The organism is Mesorhizobium sp. W016, assembly GCF_054719485.1.
In genome coordinates this window covers 3,776,763-3,788,227 of record NZ_JBTTIF010000002.1, presented here as the reverse complement: position 1 = coordinate 3,788,227, position 11,465 = coordinate 3,776,763, and the positions used below count along the sequence as shown (strand labels likewise).

The following is an 11,465-nucleotide window of genomic DNA, read 5'->3' as shown; positions in this document are numbered from 1 at the left end:
ATGGTCGTCCAACAACAGCCTCCTTGTTGCCGGGTGTCGTCTATGAAAAGCGTAATCTTGTCCTGCGTCCTGCCCCTGGTCGCGCTTGCAGCACCTCTGGGCCCGACCGGGAAAGCCTTTGCAGCCGAGCCCGACAAACAGTTCTTCCGCACCGTCGAAGGCAAATGGGTCGGCCCGGGCGAAATCATCGCCGGCAAATACAAGGGCACGAAGTTCACCTGCAGCTTCGACGGCTCGACGCCGGACAACAAGACCGGCATGACGCTCGATGGCGACTGCCGCGTCGGTGTCTTCACCCAGAAAATGTCGGCGACCGTCGAGCGCAAGGGCCGCGACTACAAGGGCAATTTCATGGGCGGCGCCGCGGGGTCGGGCCTGGACATCATCGGCGGCAATGTGGTCGATGCCCGCAAAGTCGTCTTCACCATCAACCGCAACCAGCTGCGCGGCGTCATGCAGGCCCGCATTCCCGACGACAATTCGATGACGGTGACCATCGCCGTGCGCGTCGACCAGCAGCTGGTGCCGGTCATCGGCATGAGCCTCAAGCGCGTCGATGCCGTCGAAGTTGGCTCCATCGCCAAAAACTGACTCTCAAGCGGTTCCCCCAAAAAGCGCGGAACGGGGTTGCACTGCGCGATAGCTGAGCGATTCCGCTCAGCTCGATGTCGGAAAATGACAGGCCACCTTGCGGCCGGCTCGGCGCTCCTCAAGCACGGGCCGCTCGGTGCGGCACCTTTCTGCCGCGATCGGACATGTGGCGCGCAACCGACGATGTCAGCGTCTCCGACGGCCCAAGCCACAGCAAGGCCAACGTGTCAGGGTCCTGTGCGTGCCGGCCGTCCTTCGTGTCAGCGCGATGCGCTTTAAGAACACCAGCAAAAAAGGCGGCGGCTACTCGAGCCACCGCCTTTCTCAATTTCCGAACGAAGAATCAGCCCTTGATGGCGGCCGTCAGCTCGTCATAGGCCTTGCAGGCGTCGGCCGGCGTGGTGGCGCCCTGATATTTGGTCGTCACAGCCTGCACCTTGGCGGTCAGGTCGGCGGCCTTGGACGGATCCTTGGTGATCGCCTCCTGCAGCGCGGCGGTCATCTCCTGCGCCTTCTTGGCGGCAATCTCCTGCGTGCATTCAGGCGCCTTCGAACAGGCCGATGCGGCAAGCATGGCGACACCCACGCCGACGAGCAAAAACTTCTTCATGTCAGTCATTCTCCTCACGAAGGCAGAACTTGATCGTCGCTGCCTTCCAACGGCCGAAGCCTGGCGTCCCATAGCCGCCGATTGCGGCAAAACGCAACGTGTGCGGCGCATAAACTTGTGCAGCGCTGCTGCAACGGTGCGGACGGCCTGATTGAGGCCGCCCGTGTCAGACGAAGCAAGGTTTCAGCCACGAGGCTGCAGCAGCGCCAGTGCGGCCGTCGCCGCGGCAAGGACGGCGGTTAGGGTCAAAGGCCCCGTAGCGCCATAGGTGTCCACGACATAACCGCCGACAACCGCACCGACGGTGATGGCAACCTGGAAGGAAGTGACCATCAGGCTGCCTGCTGCTTCCAGCGCATCAGGCGCCGCGCGGGACATATTGGTCGGCAGCACAACCGGCGCCATGCCGAAGGCGAAGCCCCACAGCGTAACAAAGCCGAAGGCAACGCCGGTTTGCGCGCCCCAAAGCACCAAAGCGAGTGCCGCAAACGCCATCAACGCGGCGGTAACTGCGAGGGCCATGTGGATGTTGGTGTCGGCCAGGCGGCCACCGGCAATATTGCCGATCACAGCGGCGATGCCGAACCCGAGCAGCGCCAGGGCAATCGGCCCGGTTGTGAGGAGCGTCACCTGTTCGAGGAACGGGCGCACATAGACCGAGCCGGCAAAATGCCCGGTCATCAGCAGAACAATGGCAAGCATGCCGAGTTGGATGCCACGCCGCCGTGTCAGCCGAAAGACGTCTGCAAGGCTGTTGCTTGCCGCCGCAGGCAAGGTCGGCAGGCTGAGAAGCTGCAGCAGCATGGCAAGCGCGGCCAGCCCCGCCGTCATGGCCATCGCGCTGCGCCATCCCAGCCAGTCGCTGATCAACGCACCCATCGACGGCGCGGCAATGGTGGCGAGCGAGACGCCGAGGGTCACGATCGCCATGCCGCGACCTGTCGCATTGGCGCCGACCAGCCGCGCCACGACGGCAACGGAAAGTGCCCAGAAAGCGCTGAGAGCAATCCCCAGTCCGGCCCGGCCCAGCAACAACAGCCAGAAATTGGGCGCCAGCGCCGCAAGAATATTGGAACCGACCGCCAGGGCCATGAGGCCAACCAGCACCGCCTTGCGGTTCAATCGGCCGATGAGAACATTGCTCAACATGGCCGTCACGGCGCCAACGGAGGCGGTGGCGGTGACGACCTGTCCGGCCGTGCCCTCGCTGATGCCGAGATCGTGCGCCATCGGCGTCAACAGACCTGCCGGCAAGAATTCGGCAGACACCAGGGCAAAGCTGGTGGCCGCCAATGAAAGGACCGCGAACCAGGTGGCCGCGCTCCACGCGGCTGGTGCATCGGCGTCAAGGCCAATGGCGGCGTCTTCAAGCTGTAATGTTGTGTCAGTCACGGAAAGATCTCCACAGTTTGGAGATCTTAGATAGGCGAGTCCGCCCGGATGTTATGTACCTTAAAATCCGAAATTCATATCCATTCGTCCGGGAATTGTGCGGCGCACAACGCCTGGCGAGACATTGGTGATGCGCTTGAACGCGCGGGCGAAGGACGCCTCGGAATCATAGCCCAAACGGGTAGCGACTTCGGCAACAGACAAGCCGTTTTGGCCCAGCAATTCGCGGGCAAGCTGCATGCGCAGGCGGGCGAGATAATGTGCGGCGCCCTCCCCCAATACCGCGCTGAAGCGCTCGGAGAAAATCGAACGCGATTGGCCTGCCACGCCGGCCAGGCTTCCCAGCGTCCAGTTGTGGCCGGGGTCGCGATGCATGGCCGCCAGAGCGCGGCCTATATGGGGGTCGCGGATGGCTGCAAGCCAACCGATGGTCGAGGCGCCGTTGCAATTGACCCAGCAGCGTATGAGCCTGGCTGTCAGCAAATCCGCCATACGCGACAGGATGGTGGCGCTGCCCATCTGCGGTTGCGCGGCCTCCACCGTCATGGCCGCCAGCAAAGGGCCGACCATCGGGTCATTGCCGGCCACGTCGCAACCCTTGATGAGAGGCGGCATCAACGTGATCAACGGATTGAGCGCATAGGAGCCGAGAGACATGGAGCCGCAGAAAAGGGTGCTTGTCGCGCCCGTTCCCTGCCGTATCACTTCGCAAACGTTGCCGCCCAACTTGATCACCTGGCAGCCCTCGAGCGAATCGCCCACCACGTCCGGCGCACTCGCCAGCCGATGGGCGATGCCTTGCGGCAGCAGCACCAGATCGCCATCGCGCAACTCCTGCCAGCCTTGCGCTTCGGTGTGAATCCAGCATGGACCCTGGCCGACAAAGTGAAAACGAAGCAGTTGTTGTTGCGGAAAGTCTATGCTCCATGGGTGCCGGAGTTCGCAGCGGCCATAGTTGACACCACTCAAGCGAAAGTCTTGCAGAACTTCGCTGAGCGCATCCATCGGGATATGTGGCAGCGGCGACGGCCGGGACGAATAATCAGGCATTTGCCAGATATAGATACCGGCCGTCCGACAGGCAAGCGCAGACTGTTGTTCCACCGGGGAATTGCTGCCGCGGCACCCTACCCATTCTGGCAGGCTTCCCGCCCTTGCCTCCCGCTCCCGGTGCATGCAAGGAGTGCTGTCGGACACAGGGACAAGAGGCATGGCAGCGGAAGCATCGGGCAGCGATCTCATTCAGGTGGTGGCGCTGCTTGCCGCAGGCGTCGTCGCCGTTCCGATCTTCAAACGCATGGGGCTGGGCTCGATCCTCGGCTATCTCGCCGCGGGCGTGGTCATCGGCCCGTTCGGTATTGGCATTTTTTCCGAATCGGAAGCCATCCTGCATGTCGCCGAACTCGGCGTGGTCATGTTCCTGTTCATCATCGGGCTGGAGATGCAGCCGTCGCGGCTATGGGGCCTGCGCCGCGAGATTTTCGGCCTCGGCGCGCTGCAGGTCGGCGTCTGCGCATTGCTGCTTACCGGTGTTGGTCTCGCCGGCGGCTTTCCGATCGCGCAATCCTTCGTTGCCGGCGCCGGCTTCGTCCTGACCTCGACGGCGATCGTCATGCAGCTTCTCGAAGAGCGTGGCGAGATGGCCAGCCCCAAGGGCCAGCGCATCGTGTCCATCCTGCTGCTCGAGGATCTGGCAATCGTGCCGCTTCTGGCGCTGGTCGCCTTCCTGGCGCCGGGCGGCAGCGAGATGACCCTGCAGCAGAGGCTGACCGAAATCGGCATCGGTCTTGGCGCCATCGTCGGGCTGGTGGTGGCCGGCCGCTATCTGCTCAATCCGTTCTTCCGCATCCTGGCCGACGCCAAGGCGCGCGAAGTCATGACGGCGGCAGCACTTCTGGTCGTGCTGGGGTCGGCGCTGGTTATGCAGCTTTCCGGTCTCTCGATGGCGATGGGCGCCTTCCTGGCCGGCGTGCTGTTGTCGGAATCGACTTTCCGCCACCAGCTGGAGGCCGACGTCGAGCCATTCCGCGGCATCCTGCTTGGCCTGTTCTTCCTCGCCGTCGGCATGTCGCTCGACCTGCATGTGGTGGCCGACAACTGGCGGCTGATCGCCGTCTATGTCGTCGCCTACATGGCGATGAATGCGCTCGGCATCTACCTCGTCGCCCGCATGCTGAAGAGCGGTCATCGTGAAGCGCTGGAACGCGCCGTGATCATGGCGCAAGGCGGCGAATTCGCCTTCGTCCTCTATTCGGCCGCGGCGGCGGTTGGCATCATCGACAGCCGGGCCAACGCAACGCTGACCGCGATCATCATCATCTCCATGGTGCTGACGCCGCTGGCCATCATTGCGCTCAAATATGTGACGCCGCGCGACGAGCAGTCGCTTGAAGGCGTCGACATCGCCGACGGCCTTACCGGCAGTGTGCTGGTCATCGGCTTCGGCCGTTTCGGCCAGATCGCCAGCCAGCCGCTTTTGTTGCGCGGCATCGACGTGTCGATCATCGACAATGATGTCGAAATGATCCAGGCGGCCGCCGATTTCGGCTTCAAGGTCTATTATGGCGACGGCACGCGGCTCGACATTCTGCGCGCCGCAGGTGCAGGCCGCGCCCGCGCCGTGCTGATCTGCGTCGACAAGCCGGACGCCGCCGTGCGCATGGCGGAACTGATCAAGGCGGAGTTCCCGCTGCTGACTGTCCTGGCGCGTGCCTTCGATCGTGGCACCGCGCTGTCGCTCATCCGCGCCGGGGTCGACTTCCAGCTGCGCGAGACCTTCGAATCGGCCCTGGTCTTCGGCGGTTCCGCGCTCGAGGTTTTGGGCGTCGAGCCGGAAGATGTCGCCGATATCATCGAGGATGTGCGACGGCGCGACAATGCCCGACTGGAGACGCAGCTGGCCGAAGGCGTCCGCGCCGGGCAACGTTTCCTCAGGGGCAATACCGGCACGCCGATCCCGACGCCGCTGACGCAACCGCGCCGGCCCGGCCAGGCTCTGAACGAAGAGACGGCCGGCGTGCTGCACAAGCCGGAGCCCGCCGATCAGGGGGAAAGCTGATGACCGCATTGGATGAGCGCGCGCTCGCCGTCACCAAATTCTGGCGCGAGGCCGGCGAAGACGCGTGGTTCGAGAAGAACGACGTCTTCGACGCGGATTTCCGCAGCAGGTTTCTCGACCTGCACTTTGCCGCCGCGCGGCGCGAGTGCGACGCATGGTCGGAGCATGCCGAGGGTTCGCTGGCGCTGATGATCCTGCTCGACCAGTTTCCGCGCAACTGCTTTCGCGGCTCAGGCCATATGTACGCCACCGATCCGCTGGCAAGGCACTTTGCCGCCAAGGCGATTGCGGCAGGCCATGACCTTTCGCTGGAAGAAAACCTTCGCGTCTTCCTGTACCTGCCCTACGAACATTCGGAACTGCCCGCGGACCAGGACAAATCGGTCGAACTCGCCACCGCCAGGGCGCCGAACTATGTGAAATACGCGGTCGAGCATCGCGACATCATCCAGCGCTTCGGCCGCTTTCCACATAGGAACAAGATGCTTGGCCGCGAGACGACGGCAGACGAACAGGCATTTCTCGATGGCGGCGGCTTCTCCGGTTAACCCAGCCACCAGTCGCGGCCGGAAGCCAGCCGCTCTATGCCTGACGTATCGACGGCGCTGAGCCGCTCGGTCACGCTCCTGCCGCCCACCGCCAGATCCGGCGCGATCTCGGCCAGGGGCGCCAGAACGAAGGCGCGCTCCAGCATTCGGGGATGCGGCACCTCCAGCCCGGTTTCGTGGATTGTGCGGTCGCCGAACACCAATATGTCGATGTCGATCAGGCGCGGCCCCCAGCGCTCCTCGCGCACCCGCTTCAGCTTGCGCTCGGCCTCGAGGCAGAGGTCGAGCAGCGCCCTTGGCGCCAGCGCGGTCGAGATTTCGGCAGCGGCGTTGAGGAAATCCGGCTGGTCGAGCTTGCCCCAGGGCGGCGTGCGATAGAGCGAGGAGACGGCGATGACACGCGTGTTCTCGTCGGCGTCTAGCAGGCGCAGCGCCGTGGCCATCGAGGCCGAGGGATCGCCGAGATTGCCACCAAGGCTGAGATAGACCGTGTTATTGCTACTCTGGCCAGACAACGGTCACCTCGACGTAATCGAGCACGCCGGGCACCGGTGCGTTGGGCTTGCGCACGGTGATCTCGGCCTTCCTGATCTGCGGAAACCGTGAAGTCAGCGCCTTCGCCACTTCGAGCGCCAGCGCCTCGATCAGGAAACGGCGATGTCCAGTGACGATCTTTTCAATCACCGTGAAGGCGATGCCGTAATTGACGGTGTCCTCGATGGAATCATCCTCCAGTGGGCGGCTGGGCTCGACCGTCAACTCGGCATCGACATAAAAACGCTGGCCAAGCGCCTCTTCCTCGTCCAGCACGCCGTGCCGGGCAAAGAAGGCGCAGTTCTTCATGCGGATGACGTACATTTCTTAGTGTCCTGGGCTCAGCGTCCTGGCTTTTCGCGCGCCAGCATAGCATCGGCGACGGCCAGTGCGTCCACGTTGATTGCGACATCGTGGACGCGAAACAGATCGGCGCCCTTCAGCCTCAGAATGACACTGGTGGCTGCCGTCCCGGCGGCGCGCGTGCCGGCTTCGCGGCCGGTGACGGTGCCGATGAAGCGTTTTCTGGAGGTGCCGGCCATCAAGGGAAAACCGAGCTCCTTAAGCTCGGAAAACCGCGCCATCAGGTCGAGGTTTTCCTCAGCCGTCTCCTTGGCGAAGCCGAAGCCGGCATCGAGTACGATATGATCGTCCGCAACGCCGCTGCGCCTGGCGATTTCCAGCGAAGCCTTGAGGAACAAAAACTGGTCGGCGATGACGTCGGGCAGTTTTTGCCGCCCGCGCCCGGTATGCATGATGACCAGTCCGGCGCCGGTCTCGGCGGCGACGCGGGCGATGCCGGGTTCACGCTGCAAGCCCCAGACATCGTTGACGATATGCGCGCCGGCGGCGACGGCGAGGCGCGCGGTTTCCTCGCGATAGGTGTCGACCGAAATCAGGGCTTCGCCTGAACTGGCGAGCGCGGCGATGACCGGCAGGATGCGGGCCTGCTCTTCTTCAGGCGTCACGGGCGAGGCGCCGGGGCGCGTCAATTCCCCGCCGATATCGACGACGGCGGCGCCTTCTTCCACCATGCGGTGCGCCTGCGCCACCGCCTGGTCAGGCGTGATGAACAGTCCGCCATCCGAAAAACTGTCCGGCGTGACGTTGAGAATGCCGACCACAATGGCTTTCTCGCCAAGGTCGAGATGGCACTTATGCGCCAGTTGCCATCGCCTTGTCGTCATTGTCCTTCAACCATGTGTCTCATTGGCATGTGGCTCATTGGCATGTGGCTCATCGAGCGCTTGCAATCCATCAACGATGCGTGATCGGTGGAAGATCAATTCCGTTGCGCCGGCAACGGCCGTAAAGCAAGGTGAGTGAAGAGGCAACATGATGAAACGACCCCTGCTCTGCGCCCTGATGCTGGCTTTGACCGTCCTGCCGGCGAATGCTGCCAATCTGGTGAAGACTTACAGCTATTTTGCCATCGGCGGCAGCACGCTCGATGACATCGAGACGCAATTGTCGAAGCATGGACCCGAGGTGAAAAGCACCGGGATGCGGCATCCGGGCGCCACCCAGATGGCGTTCACCACCCGCATCAGCTACGCGCAAACCGCAGACACCTGCCGCATCGCCAAGGCCGCCGTTACCGTCAAGGTCAAGGTCATCCTTCCGGAGTGGCGCAGGCCGCGCAAGGCCGATCCCGATGTCAGGCTGTTCTGGGACACGCTGTCGGCCGACATCAAGCGCCATGAGGAGCGTCATGTCGAGATCGCCAAGAACCACGGCCGTCTGCTCGAAGACGCGCTGAACGCGAGCTTTGCGCAAAAGACCTGCGCCGGGGCCAAGGCGAAGGCGGCGCAGATCACCGCGGCCGAACTCGCCAGGCATGACCAGGACCAATTGCGCTTCGACCGCGTGGAAGGCGTGAATTTCGAAAGCCGCATCCTGCGGCTGCTGCGCTACCGCATGCAGCGCGTCGAGAACGGCCAGCTTCCGCCCGGCTGAAACACGGACTGATACCAAGCCAATTCTGCCGAAACATGAGGCCAGCGCCAGAAAATTTTCGGGCATAGGTCGAAATCGGCCTATACGGGACGACATATGTCAGGCTCGCAAGATATGTCAGGCTGGCAAGGCGCGAGCTTCGAAACGCCAGATCAAGACCAATTGAGGCGGCGTGTAGCGGAGCGGCCATTTGGCGCCGCGCAATCGCTCTCGAACGTTATGGATGAACTGATATGGACCAGGCTGTCGACAAGCCGGATAGGGTGGCGCCCGCCGCGCCGCTGACGGAAAGCGAGAAGAACGTCATCATCGCCGGCATCCTTTTGTCGATGCTGCTGGCGGCGCTCGACCAGACAATCGTCGCGCCGGCCATGCCGACCATCGGGCGTTCGCTCGGCCATGCCGACTACCTGCCGTGGATCGTGACCGGCTATCTCCTGACGGCGACGGCCATGGCGCCGCTCTACGGCAAGATTTCCGACGTCTATGGCCGCCGGCCGACCGTCTATGCGGCGATCCTGATCTTCCTTCTGGGATCGCTGGTCAGCGCCATGGCCCCCAACATGTTCGTGTTGGTTGTCGGCCGGGCGATCCAGGGTGCGGGCGGCGGCGGCCTGTTCGCCCTGGCGCAGATCGTCATCGGCGACCTCGTGCCGCCGCGTGAACGCGCGCGTTATGCCGCCTGGATTTCGGGCACCTGGGCTGTCGCCAGCATCGCCGGGCCTTTGCTTGGCGGCGGATTTGCCGAACATCTGCATTGGTCGCTGATCTTCTGGATCAATATCCCGCTCGGCATCTTGGCCATGGCCATCATCAACAAGCCGCTGCGCAAACTGCCGGTCGCCGCAAAGCGGCATCGCATCGACGCGCCGGGCGCGCTGCTTCTGGTGGTGGCGACGGCATTGCTGCTTTTGGCCCTCAACTGGGGCGGCAGCGCCTATCCATGGGTCTCCCGCGAGATCGTCGGCCTGCTCGCCTGTTCGGCGGTCTTCTGGGGTGCGTTCGCGCTCAGGCTGATGCGTGCGGCCGAGCCGCTGATTTCGCTTGAAGTGCTGAGCAATCCGATCGTGCTTGCCGGCACGGCGTCGATGTTCCTGCTGCAGGCCGCCAATATCGGCCTGTCGGTGTACCTGCCGGTCTATCTGCAGTCGATCATCGGCCTGTCGGTCAGCCAGTCGGGCCTTGCCATGCTCGGCCTGCTGCTCGGAACGGTCGCCGGCGCGACCTTCAGCGGCCGCACGATACCGCGCTTCTTCCACTACAAGCGTATCGCCATGGTCGGCGTTCTCTTCGCCATTATCTGTCTTGGCGTGCTCAGCCTGGTCGCCGGCCGCGCCTCGCTGCTGGTGGTCGAGCTCTTGACCATCTGCATCGGCCTTGGAAGCGGCACCACCTTCCCGGTCGCCACCGTATCGGTGCAGAACGCCGTCGACCGCGCGCATCTCGGCGTTGCCACCGGCGTGCTGACCTTCCTGCGTTCGCTGGGCAGCGCGCTCGGCGTCGCCATGCTCGGCGCGGTCGCGCTCGGCTATGGCCTGCCGCTTGCCGGCGAAGGCGCGCCGGCTGCCGGACAGATCGTCTCGGCGACGCCCTTCATGATGATCTTCCTTGCCGCGGCCGTCACGCTCGTGCTGGCGCTGATGACGCTGGCGCTGATGCCGGAGAAGTCACTGCGCGGCCGCGACGACGCCGAGGCGCCAGTCGTTCTGGTGGAGTGATTCGGAAAGCCCTGTAGGACCTACTCCACGACGCCGAGCTTCTTCTGCAGGCTGGTCGACGACGTCGTGTACTGGAAGACGATGCGCTCACCGGGGCTGATGATGCGCTTGGCGGCCTGCGCCATCAGCGCCACCTCGTGAAAACCCGACAGGATCAGCTTCAGCTTGCCTGGGTACCAGTTGATGTCGCCGACGGCAAAGATGCCTGGCACCGAAGTCTGGAATTTCTCGGTATCGACCGGGATGAGGTTCTCATGAAGGTTGAGCCCCCATTCGGCGATCGGGCCGAGCTTCATGGTCAGGCCGAAGAACGGCAGCATGCGCGTGCACGGCACCTCGATGTCGCCGTCAGGCCCGCCCTTGATGGTAGCAGAGGCCAGCTCGCCGTCGGCGCCGGTCAGGCCGCTCACCTGGCCGACCCGGAACTCCAGCTGCTTCATCTCCTGCATGGCATACATCTTGTTGACGCTGTCGGGCGCCGCCCTGAATTCCGCGCGCCGGTGGACCAGTGTCACGCTTTTTGCCACCGGCTGCAGGTTCAGCGTCCAGTCGAGTGCGGAATCGCCGCCGCCGACGATGACGAGGTCGTGGCCGCGGAATTCCTCCATACGGCGCACCGAATAGAAGACGCTCCTGCCCTCATAGGCCTCGATGCCGGGAATGGGCGGCCGTTTGGGCTGGAACGAGCCGCCACCGGCGGCGATCACCACCACCTTGGCTTCGAACACCTCGTTCTCGTCGGTGGTGACCCGAAATGAGCCGTCGTCCAGCTTTTCCAGGCTGGAGACCATGCGGTTGAAGGTAAAATCCGGCTTGAACGGGTGAATCTGCTCCAGCAGTCTGTCGACCAGCCCTTGCGCCGAGATCGAGGGCCAGCCTGGAATGTCGTAGATCGGCTTTTCCGGATAGAGTTCGGCGCATTGGCCGCCGGGCCGGTCGAGGATATCGATCAGATGGCACTTCATGTCGAAGAGGCCGAGTTCGAACACGGCGAACAGGCCGACCGGCCCCGCCCCGACAATGAGTGCGTCCGTCTTGATTACATCGGTCATGCCAGG

Annotated in this window: 12 protein-coding genes; 5 read left to right on the top strand and 7 right to left on the bottom strand. The window is 63.7% G+C overall.

Annotated elements, in window-relative coordinates; translation table 11 throughout:
• Window positions 1-42: 42 nt before the first annotated feature.
• Window positions 43-591, top strand: coding sequence for a hypothetical protein (locus tag ACYG9V_RS18780; protein ID WP_023673495.1), 549 nt, complete (start codon window positions 43-45; stop codon window positions 589-591).
• Between the two features lie 343 nt (window positions 592-934).
• Here ACYG9V_RS18780 and ACYG9V_RS18775 read toward each other — a convergent pair whose 3' ends face one another.
• The 3 genes from ACYG9V_RS18775 to ACYG9V_RS18765 all read right to left on the bottom strand — a co-directional run bounded on the left by ACYG9V_RS18775 (window position 935) and on the right by ACYG9V_RS18765 (window position 3,643).
• Window positions 935-1,201, bottom strand: coding sequence for a hypothetical protein (locus ACYG9V_RS18775; protein WP_023688654.1), 267 nt, complete (start codon window positions 1,199-1,201; stop codon window positions 935-937).
• A gap of 183 nt (window positions 1,202-1,384) precedes the next feature.
• Entirely contained in the window at window positions 1,385-2,593 is a 1,209-nt protein-coding gene (locus tag ACYG9V_RS18770; protein WP_352764567.1) for an MFS transporter, read from the bottom strand.
• A gap of 60 nt (window positions 2,594-2,653) precedes the next feature.
• A complete protein-coding gene (locus ACYG9V_RS18765; RefSeq protein ID WP_352764636.1) occupies window positions 2,654-3,643 on the bottom strand; it encodes an AraC family transcriptional regulator in 990 nt (329 codons plus the stop codon).
• Window positions 3,644-3,803: 160 nt separating this feature from the next.
• On the opposite strand from ACYG9V_RS18765, the gene ACYG9V_RS18760 reads away from it, so the two are divergent.
• Together ACYG9V_RS18760 and ACYG9V_RS18755 are read left to right on the top strand one after the other, a co-directional pair.
• On the top strand, window positions 3,804-5,651 hold the full coding sequence (locus tag ACYG9V_RS18760; protein ID WP_352764565.1) for a monovalent cation:proton antiporter-2 (CPA2) family protein: 1,848 nt from the start codon (window positions 3,804-3,806) through the stop codon (window positions 5,649-5,651).
• Window positions 5,651-6,199: a DUF924 family protein gene (locus ACYG9V_RS18755; RefSeq protein WP_352764562.1), complete on the top strand. Its 549-nt coding sequence runs from the start codon at window positions 5,651-5,653 to the stop codon at window positions 6,197-6,199. The genes ACYG9V_RS18760 and ACYG9V_RS18755 overlap by 1 nt, the downstream gene beginning before the upstream one ends.
• On the opposite strand, the gene folK is transcribed toward ACYG9V_RS18755, so the two are convergent.
• The 3 genes from folK to folP are packed head-to-tail and all read right to left on the bottom strand — an operon-like array spanning window position 6,196 to window position 7,920.
• The gene (gene folK / locus ACYG9V_RS18750) at window positions 6,196-6,714 is read right to left on the bottom strand and encodes a 2-amino-4-hydroxy-6-hydroxymethyldihydropteridine diphosphokinase (protein ID WP_352764559.1); all 519 of its coding nucleotides are present in this window, start codon (window positions 6,712-6,714) and stop codon (window positions 6,196-6,198) included. The two genes, ACYG9V_RS18755 and folK, sit on opposite strands and share 4 nt — an antisense overlap.
• Entirely contained in the window at window positions 6,698-7,057 is a 360-nt protein-coding gene (gene folB / locus ACYG9V_RS18745; protein ID WP_023673502.1) for a dihydroneopterin aldolase, read from the bottom strand. Before folB ends, folK begins: the two co-directional genes overlap by 17 nt.
• Before the next feature lie 17 nt (window positions 7,058-7,074).
• Window positions 7,075-7,920: a dihydropteroate synthase gene (folP, locus tag ACYG9V_RS18740; protein ID WP_460221997.1), complete on the bottom strand. Its 846-nt coding sequence runs from the start codon at window positions 7,918-7,920 to the stop codon at window positions 7,075-7,077.
• A 148-nt stretch (window positions 7,921-8,068) separates the two neighbouring features.
• Between folP and ACYG9V_RS18735 the strand changes: the two genes are divergently transcribed.
• Window positions 8,069-8,689 (top strand): DUF922 domain-containing Zn-dependent protease, encoded by a 621-nt coding sequence (locus tag ACYG9V_RS18735; protein ID WP_023728091.1) that lies wholly within the window; start codon window positions 8,069-8,071, stop codon window positions 8,687-8,689.
• 233 nt (window positions 8,690-8,922) lie between these two features.
• Window positions 8,923-10,407, top strand: a complete 1,485-nt coding sequence (locus ACYG9V_RS18730) for an MDR family MFS transporter (RefSeq protein WP_352764554.1) — start codon at window positions 8,923-8,925, stop codon at window positions 10,405-10,407.
• Window positions 10,408-10,427: 20 nt separating this feature from the next.
• Here the strand turns inward: ACYG9V_RS18730 and ACYG9V_RS18725 are convergent, their stop codons facing one another.
• Entirely contained in the window at window positions 10,428-11,459 is a 1,032-nt protein-coding gene (locus tag ACYG9V_RS18725; RefSeq protein ID WP_023673506.1) for an NAD(P)/FAD-dependent oxidoreductase, read from the bottom strand.
• Window positions 11,460-11,465 lie beyond the last annotated feature (6 nt).